This window comes from Streptomyces sp. R818 (genome assembly GCF_056172735.1).
In genome coordinates this window covers 112,305-131,664 of the sequence record NZ_JAOCNE010000006.1, presented here as the reverse complement: position 1 = coordinate 131,664, position 19,360 = coordinate 112,305, and the positions used below count along the sequence as shown (strand labels likewise).

At 69.9% G+C, this 19,360-nt stretch carries 17 protein-coding genes and 1 tRNA gene; 4 read left to right on the top strand and 14 right to left on the bottom strand.

All coding sequences use genetic code 11. The features are described from left to right. Together N5I75_RS16995 and N5I75_RS16990 are read right to left on the bottom strand one after the other, a co-directional pair. Positions 1-1,235 (bottom strand): MFS transporter (locus N5I75_RS16995; RefSeq protein WP_476678418.1); only part of this gene is annotated, 1,235 nt, incomplete at its 3' end. Positions 1,236-1,527: 292 nt separating this feature from the next. After that, the gene (locus N5I75_RS16990) at positions 1,528-2,190 is read right to left on the bottom strand and encodes a TetR/AcrR family transcriptional regulator (protein WP_476678417.1); all 663 of its coding nucleotides are present in this window, start codon (positions 2,188-2,190) and stop codon (positions 1,528-1,530) included. 252 nt (positions 2,191-2,442) lie between these two features. On the opposite strand from N5I75_RS16990, the gene N5I75_RS16985 reads away from it, so the two are divergent. Beyond that, complete coding sequence (locus N5I75_RS16985) at positions 2,443-3,729, top strand: M6 family metalloprotease domain-containing protein (RefSeq protein WP_476678415.1); 1,287 nt, start codon at positions 2,443-2,445, stop codon at positions 3,727-3,729. Between the two features lie 10 nt (positions 3,730-3,739). Here N5I75_RS16985 and N5I75_RS16980 read toward each other — a convergent pair whose 3' ends face one another. Beyond that, complete coding sequence (locus tag N5I75_RS16980; protein WP_476678413.1) at positions 3,740-5,422, bottom strand: class I adenylate-forming enzyme family protein; 1,683 nt, start codon at positions 5,420-5,422, stop codon at positions 3,740-3,742. Between the two features lie 219 nt (positions 5,423-5,641). On the opposite strand from N5I75_RS16980, the gene N5I75_RS16975 reads away from it, so the two are divergent. Beyond that, positions 5,642-5,714 (top strand) — tRNA-Arg (locus N5I75_RS16975). A 619-nt stretch (positions 5,715-6,333) separates the two neighbouring features. Further along, positions 6,334-6,567, top strand: coding sequence for a helix-turn-helix transcriptional regulator (locus tag N5I75_RS16970; protein ID WP_476678411.1), 234 nt, complete (start codon positions 6,334-6,336; stop codon positions 6,565-6,567). A 328-nt stretch (positions 6,568-6,895) separates the two neighbouring features. Here the strand turns inward: N5I75_RS16970 and N5I75_RS16965 are convergent, their stop codons facing one another. Further along, the gene (locus N5I75_RS16965; protein WP_476678409.1) at positions 6,896-7,096 is read right to left on the bottom strand and encodes a hypothetical protein; all 201 of its coding nucleotides are present in this window, start codon (positions 7,094-7,096) and stop codon (positions 6,896-6,898) included. Continuing rightward, the gene (locus tag N5I75_RS16960; RefSeq protein WP_476678407.1) at positions 7,093-7,434 is read right to left on the bottom strand and encodes a DUF6415 family natural product biosynthesis protein; all 342 of its coding nucleotides are present in this window, start codon (positions 7,432-7,434) and stop codon (positions 7,093-7,095) included. The genes N5I75_RS16965 and N5I75_RS16960 overlap by 4 nt, the downstream gene beginning before the upstream one ends. Positions 7,435-7,536: 102 nt before the next feature. Here N5I75_RS16960 and N5I75_RS16955 point away from each other — a divergent pair, with 102 nt between their 5' ends. Then, positions 7,537-8,583: a helix-turn-helix domain-containing protein gene (locus N5I75_RS16955; RefSeq protein WP_476678405.1), complete on the top strand. Its 1,047-nt coding sequence runs from the start codon at positions 7,537-7,539 to the stop codon at positions 8,581-8,583. On the opposite strand, the gene N5I75_RS16950 is transcribed toward N5I75_RS16955, so the two are convergent. The 9 genes from N5I75_RS16950 to N5I75_RS16910 all read right to left on the bottom strand — a co-directional run bounded on the left by N5I75_RS16950 (position 8,576) and on the right by N5I75_RS16910 (position 19,201). After that, positions 8,576-8,788 carry a hypothetical protein gene (locus tag N5I75_RS16950; protein WP_476678404.1) on the bottom strand — a complete coding sequence of 71 codons (213 nt, stop codon included), beginning with the start codon at positions 8,786-8,788 and terminating at the stop codon, positions 8,576-8,578. The genes N5I75_RS16955 and N5I75_RS16950 overlap by 8 nt on opposite strands. Positions 8,789-9,794: 1,006 nt before the next feature. Next, positions 9,795-10,145, bottom strand: a complete 351-nt coding sequence (locus N5I75_RS16945) for a hypothetical protein (RefSeq protein ID WP_476678402.1) — start codon at positions 10,143-10,145, stop codon at positions 9,795-9,797. Positions 10,146-10,157: 12 nt separating this feature from the next. Further along, positions 10,158-10,502, bottom strand: a complete 345-nt coding sequence (locus N5I75_RS16940) for a hypothetical protein (protein WP_476678400.1) — start codon at positions 10,500-10,502, stop codon at positions 10,158-10,160. Positions 10,503-10,517: 15 nt separating this feature from the next. Next, positions 10,518-11,438: an N-acetylmuramoyl-L-alanine amidase gene (locus N5I75_RS16935; RefSeq protein ID WP_476678398.1), complete on the bottom strand. Its 921-nt coding sequence runs from the start codon at positions 11,436-11,438 to the stop codon at positions 10,518-10,520. Positions 11,439-11,451: 13 nt separating this feature from the next. Beyond that, positions 11,452-11,667: a hypothetical protein gene (locus N5I75_RS16930; protein WP_476678396.1), complete on the bottom strand. Its 216-nt coding sequence runs from the start codon at positions 11,665-11,667 to the stop codon at positions 11,452-11,454. A gap of 10 nt (positions 11,668-11,677) precedes the next feature. Further along, the gene (locus N5I75_RS16925; protein WP_476678395.1) at positions 11,678-12,199 is read right to left on the bottom strand and encodes a hypothetical protein; all 522 of its coding nucleotides are present in this window, start codon (positions 12,197-12,199) and stop codon (positions 11,678-11,680) included. Between the two features lie 11 nt (positions 12,200-12,210). Beyond that, entirely contained in the window at positions 12,211-14,877 is a 2,667-nt protein-coding gene (locus N5I75_RS16920) for a hypothetical protein (protein ID WP_476678393.1), read from the bottom strand. A 1-nt stretch (position 14,878) separates the two neighbouring features. After that, the gene (locus tag N5I75_RS16915) at positions 14,879-18,661 is read right to left on the bottom strand and encodes a phage tail protein (protein ID WP_476678391.1); all 3,783 of its coding nucleotides are present in this window, start codon (positions 18,659-18,661) and stop codon (positions 14,879-14,881) included. Between the two features lie 141 nt (positions 18,662-18,802). After that, positions 18,803-19,201, bottom strand: a complete 399-nt coding sequence (locus N5I75_RS16910) for a hypothetical protein (protein WP_476678390.1) — start codon at positions 19,199-19,201, stop codon at positions 18,803-18,805. Between the last annotated feature and the right edge of the window lie 159 nt (positions 19,202-19,360).

The following is a 19,360-nucleotide window of genomic DNA, read 5'->3' as shown; positions in this document are numbered from 1 at the left end:
CCGGCCGCGTGGTCGGCGATGTACGCGGTCGTGGCCGAGGCCGCGATCGTGTTGAGGAGGGCGGTGCCGATGGCGCCGCCGACCTGCTGCGAGGTGTTGACCATCGCGGAGGCGACACCCGCGTCCCGCGCCTCGACGCCGATCGTGGCGAGCGACATGGCGGGCATGAACGCCGTACCCATGCCGAGGCCGAGCAGCAGCTGGGCCGGGAGGATCAGCGCCGGGTAGGAGGAGTCGACCGACAACTGGGTCAGCAGGCCCATGCCGAGGGCGGCGACCAGGAAGCCCGGGCCCATGAGCAGGCGGGGGCTGACGCGGGTCATCAGGCGGGCGCCGATCTGCGTGGAGCCCGTGATCATGCCCGCGATCATCGGCAGGAACGCGAAGCCGGTCTTGACCGGCGAGAAGCCCTTCTGGATCTGCAGGTAGTAGGTCAGGAAGAGGAACAGGCCGAACATCGCGATGACGGCGAGGCCGAGCGAGGCGTAGACACCGCCGCGGTTGCGGTCGGCGACGACGCGCAGCGGCAGCAACGGGTGCTTCACCTTGGCCTCGACGGCGACGAACGCGACGAGCAGCACGGCGGCGGCGACGAACAGGCCGACGGTGGTGGCGTCGGACCAGCCCTCGGACTCGGCGCGCGTGAAGCCGTAGACGAGGGAGACCAGACCGAGCGTCGACAGGAGGACGCCGGGGATGTCCAGCGGCGAACGGTTGCGGCCACCGGCGGGCTCGGTGATGACGAAGACGGCGCCGAGCGCGGCGACAGCGGCGAACGGGATGTTGACGAAGAAGGTCCAGCGCCAGTTCAGGTACTCGGTGAGGAACCCGCCGAGGATCAGGCCGACGGCGCCACCGCCACCGGCGATCGCCCCGTAGATGCCGAACGCCTTCGCGCGCTCCTTGGCGTCCGTGAACATGACGGCGAGGAGGGAGAGGGCGGCGGGCGCGAGCAGCGCGCCGAACAGGCCCTGCAGGGCGCGGGCGCCGAGCATCATGGCCTCGTTCTGCGCGGCGCCGCCGACCGCCGAGGCGAGGGCGAAGCCGATCAGGCCGGTGATGAAGGTCTGCTTGCGGCCCCACAGGTCGGCGATGCGTCCGCCGAACAGGAGCAGGCCGCCGAAGGCGAGCGCGTAGGCCGTGATGACCCACTGGCGGTTGCCGTCGGAGATGCCGAGGTCCGTCTGGGCGGACGGCAGGGCGATGTTCACGATGGTGGCGTCGAGGACGACCATCAGCTGCGCGAGCGCGATGAAGACGAGCGCCTTCCAGCGGCGCGGGTCACTTATGAGAGGGGCCGTTTTCGGCAAGGGGGTACCCACAGCGGGACTCCAAGAAGTCAGGTAAGTCGCCAGGCGAGGCGGGAGCAGTCGTCAGGTAGGTCGCCGGGCGAGGCGTGCGAAGTCATCGGGTAAGTCGCCGGGCGAGGCGTGCGAAGTCGTCAGGTAAGTCGTGAATAAAGCTGAGATATCGGTCTGGTACGGGTGAGGGGCGGCGCGGCCTGACGGTGCGCACTCCTCGCGCGGGTCAGCCCTTGCGGAGTGCCTCCAAGGTCGCGGCCTCGCCCGGGAGCTCCGAGCGGGCGGGTGCCATCAGGCCGTCGAGGAACAGCTGCAGATGACGGTGGACGAAGCGGTCGAAGTCCAGGCAGGCCTTGCCGGGCAGCGGCCGGGTGAGCTGGGAGAGCGCCACCATCAGGTCCCCGACGCCGATGTCGGGGCGCAGCTCGCCGGCCGCGTGGGCGCGCCCGAGCAGGTCCTCGACGCCGCTGGTGAGGCGTTCGAGGGAGGCGAGCAGGTCCGGGTGGTCCTTGTCGAAGGTGTTCTGGAGGGTCGGGCACAGCGCGCCGATGCGTTCGTCGGCGGCGGCGTGCACGAAGGTCCGCAGCGCGGCGAAGGCGCTGCTCTCCCCGGTCTCCTGCGCGGCGAGCGCCTTGTCGGCGTGCTCGGTGACGCGGTCGGTGACCGAGAGGACGACGTGGTGCAGGAGTTCGCCGCGGTCCTTGAAGTTCCGGTACAGCGTGGCATTGCCGACACCGGCGCGGCGGGCGACCTCGTCGAGCGGGAGGTCGGTCCCGTGCTCGACAAGGAGTTCGCGCGCGGCGGCGAGGATCCGCTCCCGGTTGCGCAACGCGTCGGCCCGCGGGCGCGGGGTGCGGCGCTGCGGCTGGGCGGGGGCGGCGGTGACCACGGCGTACTCCTCGTATGTCTCGATCGTGGGGGCGGAATCGGGGAGTGATTCCCCGCTTCACGCGAACACCCTTCTAAACGGGGAGACCGTCCCCACTTATTTCCCCGGCCCGCACCGAATTCCTGTGACCCGCCTCACACTCCGCCTCACACCCTCTACCGTCCGGTAACCCCCGAACGGCGCACCCAGCGCGCGACCCGCCCCACCCCGACACAGGGTGATCGAAAGGGACCCGAGGGTGAGGCGGTTCGGATGCGGCAGGGGAAGCGGCGGCGGATACGCGGGGGCCTGCACGGAGCGACGCTCACCGGGGCCACGGCGGTGGCGCTCGCGCTGACGATGACCGCGAGCACCGGCCGGCTGCTCGACGCGTCACCGACGGCGGCGGGCCCGGTGGCACCCGCCCGGGAGGCCTCGCTCGCCCCCTGCATGATCCGCGGCACGCTCGGCGTCCAGATGTCGGAGGGCGTGCCGACCTCCTCCGGCTACGCCCGCTCCACCGGCACCGTCCACGCCCTGAACCTGATGATCGACTTCCCCGACGCGCACGGCGAGGGCAGTGCGACGGACCGCCTCGCCGAGTTCTTCCCGAAGACCCAGAACTGGTTCCGCACGGCGTCGTACGGCCGTCTCACCTACGTCCCCGAGGCCCCGGTCAAACACTGGCTGCGGATGCCGAAACCGTTCTCCGAGTACGGGATAGAGCGCGGCGCCCCCTTCGAACCCGGCTACCGCGAGCTGGTCGACGACATCGTGGCGGCCGCCGACCCCGAGGTGGACTTCCGCACGTACGACCTGGCGAACATCCTGGTCACCCCGAACGCGGGCCCCTCCGCCCTGGACACCGTCCTCTCCGTGACCTTCGCGGGGAACCGCGAGGCCCCGGTCGCCGACGGCGTCCCCCTCTCGAACGCCTCCTTCGTCTACTCCCGCCAGGACGACGGCTCCGGCTCGTACGCCGAGACCGGCTACCGCGTCCTGCCCCACGAGAACGGCCACGTCTTCGGCCTGCCCGACCTCTACACCCAGGACGGCGGCGGCGCCGTCGGCCACTGGGACATCATGAGCGAGGACTGGGGCGCCGGGAACGACCTGCTCGGCTGGCACAAGTGGAAGCTCGGCTGGCTCGACGACGCCCAGATCGGCTGCGCGTCCCGCTCCGGCACCTCGGAGTACCTCCTGGCCCCGCTCTCCAAGGACGGCGGCGGCACGAAGATGGCCTTCATCCCACTGACCGAGAAGAAGGGCTACGCGATCGAGGTCCGCACCCAGGACGGCAACGACGAGGCGGTCTGCCGCCCCGGCGTCCTCATCTACAAGGTCGACGCGGACGTGGACACCGGCCGCGGCCCCATCATCGTCAAGGACGCCACCCCCGACAGCGGCGGCTGCACGCGCCGCCCGAACGTCCACGCGGAACTCTCCGACGCGACGTTCCGCCCCGGGGAGGTCTTCAAGGACCGCAAGCAGGGCATCCGCATCTCGGTGACGGGGACGGACGGGTCGGGGAGCTACCGGGTGTACGTGACGCGCCGCTAGGGCTGCCCAGCTAGGTCCTGGCGGTGAACCGCACCCGTAGCTCCCTCTTGAGGACCTTGCCGGTGGCGTTGCGCGGCAGGGGCTCCTCCTGGAGCCGGACGTGCGCGGGCACCTTGAACGCGGCGAGGGTCTTCCCGACGTGCTCCCGCAGCTCGGACACGTCCGTCGCGGACCCGCCCCGCACCCGTACGACGGCGGCGACCTCCTCCCCGAGAACAGGGTGCTCCACCCCGACGACGGCGGCCTCAAGCACATCAGGATGCCCGTGCAGACAGGCCTCGACCTCGACGCAGTACACGTTCTCGCCGCCCCGCACGACCATGTCCTTGATGCGGTCCACGACACGGATCAGCCCGTCACCGTCGATGACGGCCAGGTCCCCCGTACGGAACCAGCCGTCATCGGTGAAGGCGTCGGCGGTGGCGCCGGGGTCGCCCCAGTACCCGCGAATGACGGACTGCCCGCGCAGCAGCAGCTCACCGACGCCACCCCCGGGCGCATCAACGCGAGCTTCCACAGCGGGCGCGACCTTCCCCACGCTCTCGGGACACCGCCGGTACTGCTCCCCGAAGTTGGCGGCGACGCCGCCGAGCGTCTCGGTCAGCCCGTACCCGTTACGGGGTTCGACGCGCTCCCCGAACCGCGCGGCCAGCCGCTCCACCAACCGGGGCGGGGCGGCGGCACCTCCCGTACTGAACATGGTGAGCGTCGGCATCTCGTCCCCCACCTCCTCGGCCCGCTCCAGCAGCTGAAGGGCGGTGGTGGGCACCCCACCGAAAGCCGACACTTCGTGCTCCTGGACGAGGCTCAACGCCCGATCTGCATCCCACTTCCGCAACGTGACGATCGTGCCGCCGGCCGCCATGGCCCCGTAGAACCCGGTGAAGGCGGCAACGTGGAAGAACGGAAAGGTCAGCAGCCCGACGGGCGCGGGCCCCTGCCCCGGCATCACACCGCGCGCGAGCGCCGAGAGGGCGGCGAAGTAACGGGGGTTGGCGATGGCCCCGACATGCGCGTGATGCGTGGCGACGGCCCCCTTGGGCCGCCCTGTGGTTCCGGAGGTGTAGAGGATGGTGGCGTCGTGCTCGGGGGCCACGTGGATGTCGGGGGGCCCGAGGGCGGGATCGGGGGCGGGAAGATCGCGATAGAGCTGCACGCGGGCGGGCCGCACGCGACTGTCGACGCCCTGGTCGAACACGACAACGACCCAGGGCCGGTCCCGCCCTTCCTGCCGCTGCCACCACCCCTGAATCCGCTCATACCGCTCGCTGTCGACAACGACGATCCCCGGCTGACAGTCCTCAAGGGCGTACGCGAACTCGTCCGGAGTCCACCAGGAATTGAGCGGTACGGCGATGAGCCCGGCCAACTGGGCGGCCCAGAAGGCGACTTGCCATTCGGGCCGATTCACCATGGCGACGGCGACCCGGTCCCCCGGGGCCAGCCCATACCCCCCGTCACTCTCATCCCTCACGAACCGCCGGGCGAGCGCACAGGCGGCGGCGAAGAACTCCCCGTAGGACATCCGCCCGTCCTCGGAGATCAGAAAAGGGGCCTCCCCGAAGGCCCAAGTGGTCTCGACGAACTCCCGCAGGGTCCGAGGCCCGCCCACATACCCGAGCCGCCCGTCCTCCCCCCGCCCCACAGCGAAGGGAGCACCCGGCGCGGTAAGCAACGCTTCCAGGGAAGTCATGCGGGGACGGTATGTCCGGGGGGCCGGGGGGCGTCAAGGTGCGTGCGGGGCGGACTGGGGCGGCGGCGAGCTGCGCGCGGGGGCGGTACGTGATGAAGCCGCCCTGTGCGCGGGAACGGCTCAGGACGACGGCAAGGCCCCGGTAACCCGATCTCCCGCGCCGACCCACCCGCTACACTGTCGGCGGTGGCCCAGCCCTACGGTCTGCTCCGCCACCCCGCCTTCGTAGCTCAGGGGATAGAGCACCGCTCTCCTAAAGCGGGTGTCGCAGGTTCGAATCCTGCCGGGGGCACTGACCTAAATGACTGGTCAGGGAGGTTCAAGGCCCCTCGTTCTGTTCGAACGGGGGGCCTTGCTCATGCTCAGAATCCACATGGAATCCACACCCCCCGCCGATCTTGTTTCCGACATCACTCGTTCGAGGTAGTGAGCACCGGCCCCGATCATGCTTAGAGTCAGACCTGACGAGGGCTGGTGCGTCTCCCCACGCGCGCCAGATGCGCGCTCGTCGGCTTCCTGAGGCGTCGGGACGGGGAGGTCTCACCCTCAGGCCACGGCCCCCGTCGAGCGATTCGACGGGGGCCGTTGCGATGTAAACGGTAGACGCCCCACCCGGGGTCACGGGGTGGGGCGTCTGGCTCTGACCGAATCAGAGCGGTTGCGACTCCCCCGACGGATGCGCGTACATCGTGGGGAGCGCGGGCTCCCGCATCACTGCGAGAGCCGCTATGGGTGGGGGCGTGTGTCATATGCACGGTGTATGACGGTTGCCCCGGGCGCCCACTTCCGGGCAGGCATTCACTCGAACGTGCGTTGTATTCGCTTTGCCCTTGCGTTACCGACCGAAATATGGGGCCGATGTAGGCGTACCCCTACAGACATTCGATCATGGAGATACAACGGTTGGCAGAGTGCCATCTGCCTACCCTCCGCCTGACTGGGTCCTCGCCCGTCGGCGAGCCGTGGGCGCCCGCATCCGCGCTGTACGGACAGAGGCACAGATGACCCAGGAAGCCCTCGCACTGAGCGTCGAGATCGACCGGCCTTCCGTGGTGAACATTGAGGCGGGCAAACAGGCCCCTTCCGTGGACACGCTGATCAGGATTGCCCGCGCGCTCGGCACAGACCTGCGCGACATCGTCTGAGTCGGGCGGCGGCGCCCCATTGCCCGTCACGCCGCCGCCCGCCCGTGCCCAGTGCTGGCGGGCACGGGAGTCAGCGAGGCGGCCCCGCCGTCGGCAGGACGGGGCCACCCCTCATCCGGCCCGGAGCCGCCGAGGTACCGAGCCGGGCCTCCCGCCGCGGGGCGTCCAAGCTGCGGCGGGAATCCTCAGCGGCCGTCCGGCTTACAGGGGTCCGGACGGCCGCCCTACCCGCCGATGAGCTAACGGCGGGGCCTGAGGTGGGCGGCAGCGCCCCTTTGCGCGTCGCGCCGCCGCCCGGCCCGCAGCACCGCACATGCTGCGGGAGTCTTCAGTCGGCCTGCGACTCACCCGAGCGCCGCGGCCACGTCGCTCCTGGACGGATCCCGGCGGAGTTCGTCGACCCGGCGTAGACGTTCAGATGGTCGCCGTCGTGTTCCGGCGGCAGCGTGCAGCGCATGGCCTCGCCCGGCTTGCGGACGAAGCAGACGTGCGGCATCTGCACGAACTCGGCCGGGGACTGCCGGATCACGTCGCTTCACCGCTCACGAATTCGTCGAGGGCGCGCACCACGCGACCGAGCGCGGCGAGTTTCGTGCAAGCGGATAGGCTGCTCGGGCTTAAGCCGCCCCTGAGCGCGTCCTTGGCTTCGTCGATGACCTTGTCGCGGGCGTACCAGTCGCGAGTCCCGTGGTCGATCCGCGCCGCCTGGGTCTCGACGAGCGGGATAAGACGGCGCAGTTCAGCACGGAGTTGGTGATCCAGCTTCGTCCGACGCTCAGGCTCAGGCCGGGTCCGGGTAGCGGAACCGGCGGCATCGAGCAACTGGCTTATCGTCATCTGCGTCTGCTCTGTGGGTACGCTCTGCATCGCTCTCTCCGACCCGACTCGGCTGTACTGAGCGACCATCATGAGGTGGAACCGCGCCCAACCTGATACAGCCTGTGTATCAAGCGGCGTATCGTCACCACCATGAGTAGTCGGGGACTCTGGACGGACGCACGCCTGCGCGCGGCATGGGCGCGCCAGGACTGGGGTGCGATCCTCCGCGAGTACCGGCGAGCCGCAGGCGGAATCACCCAGCGCGACCTCGAACCCTTCGTAGGAATGCCACAGCCTCACATCTCCGCCATCGAATCCGGCCGACGCCGCGTCACGACGCCCGAAGTGATGGCCCGCATCACCGAAGGACTTCAAGTGCCAGACGAACTCACCGATGCACGCGCCCTCTCGGCTCCCACCCAGTGGGATCCGCCGGCCGAGCTCCACGAGCGGATCGCGCACGCCCACCAGACAGGGCGAGGAACAGACCTACGCACCGCCGAGTACATCGCGGAGGTACTGGCCAGCCACCGGCGGGCCGAGGACGAGACCGGCGGCCGGGACCTGTGGCGCATCGTGGGCGAGCAGCTCAACACTGTGACCCGGCTGATCCCTGACACGTCCGGCGAGACCGCGGACCGGCTTCTGCTGCTCGCCGCCGAGCACGCGCACTGGCTGTCCTGGGTGGCCTGGCAGGAGGGAAGGCGGGGGCCAGCGCTGGCGTGGATCGACTGCGCGCACGGGTGGGCAATCGACGGCGGACACCCAGACATGTCGTCATGGGCGCAGCGGGTCCGCTCGTACTACTCGCTGCGGCACGGTGACCCGAGGCGCGCATGGCGTACTGCGGAAGCGGCCAGAAACGGCGATCTGTCACCGGCTGCGGAAGCGGTAGCGACACACCAGGCTGCGATGGCGGCGGCTGCTTATGGCGAGCGGGACCGGGCGCGGCGGCTTGCAGACGAGGCCCGGGACTTGGCGCTACGCAGCCCGGATGCTGAAGATCGGCCGGAATGGTTGTACTGGCTGGACCCTGTGCGCGCGCAGCTACAGACTGCGGATGCCCGCTACGCGTGCGGGGATTGGTCCCAGGCTGCGGCGGGCTTTCGGGAGGCGCTGCCTCTGCTCGACGGGTATCCCCGCGACCACGCCCACTACCGGGCCCGCATGGAAGACGCCGAGCAGCGCGCTAGCTGACCGCTTCGACGTCGAGCACCAGCGCCGTGTTGCCCGCGCCGACGGTCTCGGCCAGGGCCTGTTGCACGATGGGGATCGCCGGACCGTAGCCGTCCTCCGGGGCGGGTAGATCGACCATGTGCTCGCGGTGCTCCAGTTGGTCCGACTCGTAGTCGTCCGGTCCGAAGCTGTCCGGCAAGATCGCGTATCGCACGTAGTACTGCATGGCTTCCACTCCCGACAGCAGGGCGCCCCGGGGGTTCGGGCCCCGGGGCGATGGTCAGAGCATAGCGACCGTTCCTGTCGCTGCACACAAACACGGCAGAGCGGCCCCCACCGCCCCGCGAGGGGACGATGGGGGCCGGTGTCCTGGAATGCTCTGGCCATGATCAAGCAGTGGGCGCTACGGTCCTGCCGTGTCCGTCACCGCAGACGAGCTGAACGAGCAGATCCGGCGCCTGATGCTGCGCTCCGGTGGATTCCTGTCCGCCGAGCAGCGCACCGAATACGAGCAGCTCATCACCGCATGGGCGCACGCCGTCCACGCCGAAGCGCGTACTGCCGCCGCTGAGGATCAAGCGCAGCCGCCAGAGGCGGCGCACTGTCCGACGGGCCCGGCTGCTCCGGCGACGGCGCCCCCGACCTGCGGCACACGAGAGCGTCCGGATCGTCGGCCGGCGCCTGCCACGCGTACCCGTCCGGGCACTGCGTCGTGCCGTCCGTCCCGTCCTTACCGTCCCGGCCGTCAGTCCCGTTCGTCCCGTCCCGCCCCGCAGGACCAGGCGGCCCAGACGGGCCAACCGGACCCGGGATAGTCGAGTCCGCACCCGCTGGCCCCGGCACCGTCGAGTCTGCACCCCGCTCGCCCCGCGCCCCCGGCGGGCCGGGTGAGGGCGTGACTGTTGGTCCAGCTTTACCCGGCGGGCCAGAGGGCCCCGGACTCCCGGCCTCACCCGGCATACCTGGCTCTCCGTCCGCGCCGGGCGGGCCCTGCACCGACCGGCCCGGCGTCCCGCGGCTCCCGGGCGGCCCGGCGACCGGTTTGCCCCCGAGCCCCTGCACCTGCCGGGCAAGCGCGTCCCGCGCAGCGTTCGCGGTGCGAAGGTCTTGGGCCTGCCGCACCACCAGCACAGTCAGCACCGCAAGGAATCCGGTGACCACCACGAGCGTCAGCCCGATCAGCCACTCCACACGCGGAAGCCGCGGACGGCGCGGCCGTCCGTGAATCGCGGTCACTGCGCCACCACCGCCCAGATCGCAACGCCCGCCGACAGCAGCGCCAGGAGCACGGGGACGACGAGCTGGTAGAGGCGGGCCTGTCGCTCACGCTCGCGCCGGTCCCGCTCGGTGAGCTGGTACGCCTCGAAGGCGTTCTCCAGTACGTCCCGCGCGTCGGACACCTTCTGAACCTCCTGCGACAGCGCGGTAATCCGCTGGTCGGTGTACGCGGACTGGAGGCTGTAGACCTCGGTCGACACCACCTTGTCCAGGCGGAGGTTGATGCCCTGCGCCATGACCTGGATCTCCTGGCGCAGAGCATCAACGTTGCGCCCGAGCTCACCGACGGACAGATCCTCGGGCATGTGGTTCTCCGATCAGGCGGCGGGAGCGGACGGCGCCTTGGCCGGTGTGACCTGCCCGCGGGTGATGAGGCCGAGGACGGCGAGCACGACCGCGTTCAGGGCGCCGACGGTCTCGGCGGACACCTCCAGCCCGTACGCGGCGAGCAGGGCGACGGCCGCGGCCACGAGCCCGGTGAACGCGGACGGGGCGACGGGGCGGGTGATGGCTGCGGTCGCGGCGGCGAAAACGGCGCTGACGACGGCGACGATTGCGCCTGCCTGCTCGGCGTTCAGGCCGAAGCCGAAGCTCACGACGAGGGACAGGCCGGCGGAGATGGCCGCGATGATGAGGGCGGGTTCTCTTCCGAAGATGCGCATGGCGGATCGGTCCTTTCAGGAGGTGACGGTGAAGCCGTACTTGTTGCCGAGGCGGACGAGTGAGTCGTGGCCGGGGATGCCGTCGGCGGCCTTGCCGGTGTAGCGGCCGCCAGCCTTCGAGCGCTGCCACTTCGCGTACGCGGTCACGGTGACCGACCCGAAGTGCCCGTCGGAGTACGGCTTCGCGAGCAGCCCTGCATCGACGAGCGCGGCCTCCACGGTCCGGGTCCCGGAGTACGTGACCGGGGTGCCCTTGGCCTGCGGGTCGTGCTCAGCCGCCTTCTTCAGCGCCTTCAGGCTGACCTTCGGCCGCGTCGGCTTCGGCAGGGTCGGTGTCGGCTTCTTGCTGCCCAGCCGCTCCCCGATGCGCTTGCGCATCGACGCCATCGTGAAGCCCTTCGGATCCACCTTGCCGGGCTGCCACTCCAGGTGCCCGATGACCGAGCGCTCGCTCCACCCGTAGTGGCGGCAGATCGCAGCCGCAGCCTTCTCGATCGCCTCCAACTGCACGGCCGGCCACGGGTCCTCGCCGTCGCCCATGTTCTCGCACTCGAAGCCGAAGAAGTGCGCGTTGCCGTCGGTGTTCGCCTCGTTGTCGGCGGGCAGCGCGGTCTCGCCGATGACGGCCCGCAGAACGTCGTCGTCGCCGAGGCCCGCATGGTTGGCCCGCCCGTACCCGACGAGGTGGACGCGGCCGTCCTTCGTGATGACGCCGTGGCACAGCGGGCCCGGCAGGCTGGAATGCCCGTCGCGGCAGATCGCGACCGTAGACGCGCTGCCCTTGGTCACGGTGTGGTGGATCATCACCCCGTGCATCGGACCCCACGGCCCCTTGCTGTTTCGGTTGTGGTTCTCCCACTCGCCGACCTCGACGACGGTCAGGCCCTCCTCGCGGAGGATCCTCGCGAACGTCGCTGCTCCTGGTGCTGGTGCCATGACGGCCCCCCTTCTACAGGTTGCTGGTGGTCGTGATCTCGGAGCGGGACAGCGACGTCCTCACGTCCTCGCCCGCGAGGAGCTGACGGATCCCGTCGAGGACCGACTGTGTTGTCATCCCGGGCAGAGGCCCGCCCGCGCCCTCCTCGACGCGGAGGGTCAGCGTGAACCCGGTCTCGTCGCGGCCGGACGCGCTGAGCCGGTAGTACGGGTACGGCATGTCTGCCATGGGGTGCCTCCTAGGCGAGTCGGCGCAGGTGCAGAGAGGAGCCCTGGCCGAGGCGGGTAGCGGTGGCGTTGCTGGTGACCTGCGCCCACTGAAGGGCGAGCGTCCCCGCGGAGGTGGTCGTGATGACGCCGTCCTCGACCGCCGCGCATTGGTTGGTGGGCGAGTCGCGGGTGCCGTAGGTGACGGACGTCGTGAACGCATGGACACCCCATCTGCCGGTGCCGCCCGCGGAGGTGCCGGACAGGACGACGCCCTGGTCGGGGCCCATCGCGGACCGCAGGCCGGTCGCCCCGGCGGGCACAGTCCACATGGTTTTGAAGCGGGCGAGGTCGACGGCGGCGAAGTGCAGGTAGAAAGTCGCGTGGTAGGTCGCGTTCGCCTCCAGGGAGGCGAACAGATCGGGGTCGTCCACGAAGCTGGTGACGGTCGACCGGTCGGTGTTGGCGCCCTTCCACATGACCTGCGGCAGCATCGACGTGAGGAGCCCGGACGTGATCCGGCTCCCGGCCGGGATGGGTGGCCATTGGGCCATGGGTGAACCTCCTACAGGGCGACGATGGCGGGGGTGGCGAGGCGCACGTCGGCCCCGGCGGGGAGCGCCTTGACGACGCGGTTCATTGACCGGGTGACGGTGAAGGTCTGCGGGGTGATGACCTCGAAGTTGTCGAAGGAGATCGCCGTGTTGACGTTGGTGTTCCCGGCGAACCCCGAGGCCGTGACGCCGACGAGGCCGGAGCTGATGGGGTTGGTGGTGACGGTCGTCTCGTACGACCAGGCGGACGACTCGGTGGAGTTGGTGGGCCACACCTTCATCCGGATCCGCTGTCCGTCGAGGCGAGCCCGCATCTCGAAGCTGTCGCCTGCGGTGTAGGTGTAGGGGAGGAACGCGTCGCCCAACTGAGTCACATCGCGGGTGATCGACACCGACGTCACGCCGCCCGGCGAGAAGTGCAGGCGGCACCGGTAGAAGTTCGCGACATCTACGAACCGGAGCAGGATGCTCGGGACCATCGCCGCGCCGGTCGACACCTGCGCCGCCGAGATCCGCACCCGGACCTCGCAGTCGCCGAGCGTCAGGCCCGCCACCGTCTGGAACCGGGGGGTAGAGATCGACGCGTTCGGGACGGTGACGACACCCCGGGACCCGTCCACGGACCGCTCCGACGTGGCGCCCGTGAACAGCGTCCATGCCTGCCCCGTGTTGGCGGTACCCCAGCCGCTGGCCACGCTTCGGGTGAAGGTGTCTGCCGCGGACGCGCCGACGGCGGTCACCCGCAGCACCTCGCCGCTGACACGGACGTCGAACGGCATGTCCGCCGGAGTACTCGTCCAGGGCAGGCCGCTGGTGGTGTGCACCAGCGCCGTCGTCTGGCCGGAGGTCATCGCTGCGGCGAGGAGCGCGCCGTCGGTGTCGGCGCACGAGGTGGCCGTGTCGGCGACGGCCACCGTCCATGGTGAGGCGGGCGACCCGATGAGTGTCTGTGTCCACTCGGTTGAGGCGATCGTCTCCGAGATGCCCTGCACGAGGACGTCGATCCCGCCCGGCGGCAGCCAGGCCGGCGTGTTGGAGACGGTGATCCTGTCGCCCATGAGCATCGGCGCCAGCGACGAGCCGAGCGCATAGTTCCGGGCGAGGTTCAGCGGGATCGCCGGGTACCGGGGCTCGTCGACTGTGCCGAGGTGGACGGCCCAGGCCGCCATGTCGGGCAGGACGTCGTCGGAGAACACGTTGACGGTCGTCGACTGGTCGTAGCGGCCGACGCCTGCCGGGGCGTCCAGCACGGACAGGGTGCCGGTCGACTGCACGTACCGGGCCGAGCTGCCGTTCACCCGCTGCACCGTCATGTCGTTGACGGTGGTCTGGTCGTCCGACGTGGGCTGGAGTCCCGGCACGAGGTGCTGCGTGTAGTCGAGGGCGACGAGTGGGGTCTGGTTGTACAGCGACTGCCGTGTCCGGTAGACGAGCGTCGCCGAGTCCCGGGACTCGTAGATGATCCCGCCGTCCGCGTCGGCCACCTCGTACAGGAGGTCGAGGAGACGGCCGGGGCGCTGCGGTCCCATCGCCGCCGACGCAGTGCCGACGGTCGCGACGCCGATGCCCTCCTCCTGGCACAGGCGCTGGAACCGCGTGTGCGCGGCCTCGCCGTCGAACGCCCGCTCGGCGCCGTAGTAGACGAAGGTCGTGGCCGTGGAGAACACGCTGAGGTGCCCGAGCCGCATACCAGCCAGACCTGCGCCGAACGGTGACGACACCTGCGTCACTGCACCTGAAGTGCCCGCTGCCACGTAGTTGTCGGCGTACGCCCGGTCGCTGGCGATGTTGACCCAGCCGAGGTGGAACGTCGTGTTCGCCCCGGTCTGGAACGCGGTGATCTCGATGCGGACCCAGCCGCCGTACAGTTCGGGCGTCGACAGGGACAGCATGACCGTTTCGGTGCTGTCGGCGTCGAGGGCGCTGAGGCGGATCGATCCGGAGTTGACCGCGAGGACGACCTGTGGCGCCGCCGTCCCGGTCGTGTTGATCACCAACAGGCGGGTCAGCGAGGCGGGCGCAGCGGCCATGTTCGCGAGGAATGTGCATGTCCACTGCCCCGTCGAGGTGCGGGCCGGAACCACTCCGACCATGGACGCGGTCGACGCGATCGACGGCAGCGGGTCGGACCCGGCCAGCACGTCATCGGCGGCGAACGTGAATCCCGAGACGCGCAGCGGCGCCACGCCCTGCACCGGCGAGTACGCGGACGTCGCGCCCGCTGCGTCCTCCATCGGCCAGTACGCCACCAGCGACGAGGCAGAGGACACCCTGCGGCGGAGCGTCGACTGGAGCGGGGAACGCCGTGCGTCGATCCGGCGCAGGACCCCCGACGCTTCGACAGTGACCCAGGCGTCCTTGCCGCCCTCGGTCCACTGCGGGGGCCACGTGCTGATCTCGCCGATGAACCGGCTGTCTCCGTCGACCTGCACCCTGATCGCGGTGTTGCGGCCGATCTTCCCGTACAGCGGCGACATCGGATTGTCCGGCGAGTACCGGGCATCGCGGTTGGACAGCGTGAGGCGGCACGAGCCAGGCTCTGGCCGGCCGGACTCGGCGCGCCGCCCGCGCGTGATCTGGATGCGGTCGCCGTGCCGCACGTGCGAGGTGATGTTCTGCCACGCGCCGTCGTACCAGAGTTCGACGGTGAACGGGAGCGGGGTCTGGGGGAAGACCATCTCAGGCACCCCATCCCAGTGCGCGCTGCACGTTGCCGCCGGCCACCCTTCGGACCTCGCCGCGCAGCGGGTCGATGAGGACCCGGGCGAGGGTCTGCCCGTCGAGCTGGATCACGGCCATGATCGGCGAGCCGGGCCCGGCCGCCTCGCCCGCCATGCGGCGGGAGGTGTGCGCCGGGTAGACGCGAGAGCCGTACGGCAGCCGGGCCAGCTCGGGCCCGTGCTCGCCGACCCAGGTGAGGCCGCCGCGGGCGCCGCCGGACGCCGCGCCGGTGATGCCGCCCGTCCACTTGCTGCCGATCATCCGCTTCATCGACCGCTCGATGGACGCGGCCAGCTTGTCCATCGACTTCTCCAACTTGGTCTGCTGCTTCGTCAGCGTCGTCACGATGGCCTGCGACGCCTTGATCTGCGCCCCGTACACGGAGTCGGCGGTCGTCGCGCCAGCGGACTTCGCGCTGCTCGCGATCTGCGACTGGAGCTTGTTCATGCTGGTGATCTCGGACTTCGAGGCGCCCATGAGCGCGCCCGCGGTCTCCAGTCCGCCGCCGTCGATTCCGGCCTCGGCGATCTGCTGGATCAGCGCGGACGAGAGACCCTTCTTCTTCAGCCCGGCCAGCGCGGTGGAGAACGCCGACGCCTTGTCGCGGGACGCGGTGAGCCCCGCCATGACCGTCTGCACCGTCGTGCGGCCGCCGTCGCCCGGGCCCTTCGTGATGTTCGCCGAGCTGAGCACGCTGCTCTTCACCGAGTCGGCGAGCTGCGACGCGGCGTTCTTCAGGTCGGACAGCTTGGACTTGGCCTTGTCCAGCTGATCGTTGACCTTCGTCAGCGCCCGCTCCTGCGAGATGAGCCGCTTGCCGTAGGAGTCGAGCATCCGCAGAAGTGAGCGCTCCTGCCCGCCATGCGTCGACTTCGTGATCGTGGAACGCCACTGGTTCAGGGCAGACACCAGTGGGCCAATCGATGTCGGACTGCCGAGCGCGGCACGGATCTCGGTGTTCTTGTAGCCCGCCATCCGCCCGAAGTGCGAGATGGTCACGTCACCGCGCGCGGCGTTGCGCGCCTCCCGCTCCGCCTTTGCCTGGTCGGCCGCGCGCTTCTTCGCCGCCGCGATCCGCTGCGCCCGCGTGGGACCGCCCTTCGCGAACCCGGCGAGCTTCAGCCTTCCCGCGTTCAGGGCTTCGAGGAGCGGCAGCCCGTACTTCCTGACCGCGGACGACTGGACGACGTACTCCGTGTTCGACACCCGGGCGGCCGCGCCGGAGCCGAACAGGCCGACGATGCTGTCGCTCGTACCCGACCCGGGCCCCTGCACGTAGCCGCCGGCCGGGAACGCCTGCACGTTGCCGCCGTCGGCGTATCTGGGCAGCGGGCCGCCGAATGCGCGGAACGTCTCGGCGTAGTTCTTCGCGGCCTGGTTGCTGCCGCCGCTCGCCTGCACCGTTCGGAAGATCGTCAACTTCGTGGTGGTGAAGGTGATGCTCTTGCTCTGGAGCCGGTCGCGCGCCGCTTGGAGCGCGCGAATGTTGCCCAGCGCCGCGCCGGTCGTGGCCGTGACCTTGAACCGACCGTCCTTCATGTGCGTGACCTTGTAGCCCAGGTCGCGCAGCATCTGCACGGCGTCCTTCGTCAACGCCCGGACCGTCACCGACTTCGCGTTCGGTGCCCGCTTGATCGCGCCGATCACCGAGTTCAGCCCGGCGACCGCGTCCTCTGTCCGCATCTTGATTGAGGTGCTCTTCGACGCGGGGATCTTCATGATCTGCGCGGCGAGCTGTGCCGCCTGGCTCTTGGACAGGCCCATCGCGCGGGCGCTCGCGATGAACTGCTCGCGGCCCCTTGCGTAGATCCCGTTGACGCGCTCCCACGACGCGCCGGACTCCCTGGCCGACGTCGCCGCGTCCTTCGTCTTCGCAGCGAGATCGTTCAAGGCGGTGGCCGCCGCCTGTGCCTTCGGGGAGTTGAGGTCGAGCTGCCCGCCGACCATGTTCAACGAGCCAGCGTTCTCCTTCGCCGCCTTCGCCGCGGCGTCGATGCTCGCCTCGAACCCGATCATCCCGCCCAACGCGCTGCGGTTCACGTCGTTCAGGGCCTCGATGCTCTGCCGCAGCCCATCCGCGCTGGCCTTCTGTGCGGCAAGCTTCTCGCCCGTCGCCTGCGCCTGAGCACCGAAGAGGCCCATGCTCTGCGCCGCCAACTCCTGCTCAAAGGCTTGGTCGGCGAGGGCGCTCTTGTAATCGTCGAGCTGGTCCCGCAGCTCGCCCGTCGACAGGCCGCCCTTCTTCATTCCCGACGCGAGACGGTCGAACGCCTTCTGCGCGACGTCGGCGTTGCCGCCCTTCACCAGACTCGCGAGGGACTTGTCGACCGCGTCAAGATCCTTCTTCGCGGCCGACATCTGCGACGTGTCGATGTTCGCGATCCCGAGGATCGTGCCTCGGATCTGCTGATCGAGGTCGGGACGGGCCAGCATCCGCAGACTGTCAGCCAGACCACCGAGGTCTGACCCGAACGCCTTCGCCGCCTCCCCAGTGACCTTGCCCGTACGGCCCAGATTTCCCAGCGACGACGTCAGCTTGTCGACGCTCGGCGCCGCCTGCTGGCCCATCGTTGCCAACTTCGCCACGACCGCGATGGCAGCGGCAACGCCCGCCACGACGACGGTTGCCTTTGCCGCAGTACCCAGAGTCAGGAACGCTGCTCGAAGCCCTACGAGCCCACCGCCCGCCGCGACAGAGGCAGCGCGTAGCGCCGTGAGGCTGGTGGTGATTCCCGCGACGGAGGTACTGACGGCAGCAATGCCGACACCGGCCAGCCTGATCAGCTTGAAGGCCGCGTACACCTGCATCAAGTTCGCCAGCAAACCGGCCGGGACGGCGGACACGAGCTGTGCGAAGGCGTTGACGATCGTGAGCATGCCGGGGCCGACCTGCGACGCCGCGTCGAGGACGTGGAGCAGGGCCTCGCTCAGGTTCTGCATGGTCTCGCGGACGGCGGGCCCGTTCTCCCGCGCGTACTGCATGATCTGCGTGAACGGGCCGGACGCGTTGCCGCCGGACAGGACGCGCATGAAGTGGACGACGCCGTCGGTGGCACGGTCGAGGGTGCGGTCCGTGAAGTCGGAGAAGGTCTGCGCCAGCCGGTCGAAGCCGGGCGAGGCGACGGCGCCGCCCGCGAGCGTCGTCAGCCGGGTCAGCTCCCGCGAAGCGGAGATCGTCAGTGACGACATCTTCGGCAGTAGCGCTGTGGTGATCTGGAGGCCCTGCTCGACCGGCCGCATCGTGAAGGAGGCCATGCGGTCCGACCACGCCTTGAACGCGTCGCTGAGCACCATGTACGAGGCGGTCGCACGCTGCGTCGACCTCGGCATCTCCGCCATCTGGCGGGCGTACTCGGCCTGCTTCTTGACCGCGGCCTCCGAGGTGGCGCCGCTCTTCTTGACCTCGGCCTCATACTCGGTGTGGGCCTTGACCGCCTCGCTGATCGTGCTGATCTGCGGCACCACCGCAGCCGTGAACGCGACCGCCGCCGCGCCCGCCGCACCCAGACCCGTCACGATCGGCGCCGCCTGCGCCGCCACCGGGATCAGCGCCGGAGCCAGCGAGAGCAGCGACGCCTTCAGGTCCACGGCCGCGCCCTGCAACCGATTGGACGCCGTCGACATCGCGCCGGCATCCGCGGCGAACCGACCGCGCGCGTCGCGCAGCGTCCCGTTGATGTCCCGGAACCCGGCGGCCGTCTGGTTGTTGACGGTGACTGTGATCGTTACGTCATCAGACATGGCTCACCTCCGGGTCCGGCGCGTCAGGGGTGCCGAGGTCGACGATGCGGAGCAGCCGCAAGAGTTCGGGGTCCTCGGCGTACAGCTGTGAGGGAAGGCAGTGGAACCGCTCGCACAGCGCCAGGACTGTGCGAGCGTGGGTCAGCTCGCCAGGCTCTCGGAGGGGACGTCCATCGGAATCGACGCCTCCAGGGACGGCACGCCACTGGGCGAGTCGCTGTCCAAAGGGGTGGGGACCCCGGCGACGGCGTCCTTCCAGGCGTCGATGACCTTCATGTTGAACTCGAAGTCGAGGCTGAGCACGGACTCCATCGTCATCGGCAGGATCTGGCCCTGCTCGTCCTCGATGTTCCAGGAGACGAGCTGCCGGACGTACATCTCCAGCAATTCGTTGATCAGCTCGTCCGTGCCCTCCGCGCGCGCGGTGTCGGCCTTGAGGAGTTCACCCGTGTTCAGGCCGCGGAGCTTGACCTCCAGGCCCTCCATCTCCGGGTCGGTGAACTTCAGGTCGAAGACCTTCTTCTTCGGTCGGTAGCCCATGGTCAGTTCCTGTTCTCGTGAGGGCAGCTACGCCCGCCGCGTGTCATCGCGTTGCAGTTCCAGCAAAGGAGGCGGTAGCCGTCCTTGGGCCAGCCTCGCCGTCGCAGGTCGGCGTAGGTGTGGCTCCCCATTTCCAGGCGATGGGCCTTCCCGTCCCCG

Bases quoted from the DNA above. Each gene is read 5' to 3' on its own strand.
- N5I75_RS16985 (WP_476678415.1), top strand. From the start codon at position 2,443: ATGCGGCAGGGGAAGCGGCGGCGGATACGCGGGGGCCTGCACGGAGCG.
- N5I75_RS16980 (WP_476678413.1), bottom strand. From the start codon at position 5,422: ATGACTTCCCTGGAAGCGTTGCTTACCGCGCCGGGTGCTCCCTTCGCT.
- N5I75_RS16960 (WP_476678407.1), bottom strand. From the start codon at position 7,434: ATGCAGAGCGTACCCACAGAGCAGACGCAGATGACGATAAGCCAGTTG.
- N5I75_RS16955 (WP_476678405.1), top strand. From the start codon at position 7,537: ATGAGTAGTCGGGGACTCTGGACGGACGCACGCCTGCGCGCGGCATGG.
- N5I75_RS16950 (WP_476678404.1), bottom strand. From the start codon at position 8,788: ATGCAGTACTACGTGCGATACGCGATCTTGCCGGACAGCTTCGGACCG.
- N5I75_RS16945 (WP_476678402.1), bottom strand. From the start codon at position 10,145: ATGCCCGAGGATCTGTCCGTCGGTGAGCTCGGGCGCAACGTTGATGCT.
- N5I75_RS16940 (WP_476678400.1), bottom strand. From the start codon at position 10,502: ATGCGCATCTTCGGAAGAGAACCCGCCCTCATCATCGCGGCCATCTCC.
- N5I75_RS16935 (WP_476678398.1), bottom strand. From the start codon at position 11,438: ATGGCACCAGCACCAGGAGCAGCGACGTTCGCGAGGATCCTCCGCGAG.
- N5I75_RS16930 (WP_476678396.1), bottom strand. From the start codon at position 11,667: ATGGCAGACATGCCGTACCCGTACTACCGGCTCAGCGCGTCCGGCCGC.
- N5I75_RS16925 (WP_476678395.1), bottom strand. From the start codon at position 12,199: ATGGCCCAATGGCCACCCATCCCGGCCGGGAGCCGGATCACGTCCGGG.
- N5I75_RS16920 (WP_476678393.1), bottom strand. From the start codon at position 14,877: ATGGTCTTCCCCCAGACCCCGCTCCCGTTCACCGTCGAACTCTGGTAC.
- N5I75_RS16915 (WP_476678391.1), bottom strand. From the start codon at position 18,661: ATGTCTGATGACGTAACGATCACAGTCACCGTCAACAACCAGACGGCC.
- N5I75_RS16910 (WP_476678390.1), bottom strand. From the start codon at position 19,201: ATGGGCTACCGACCGAAGAAGAAGGTCTTCGACCTGAAGTTCACCGAC.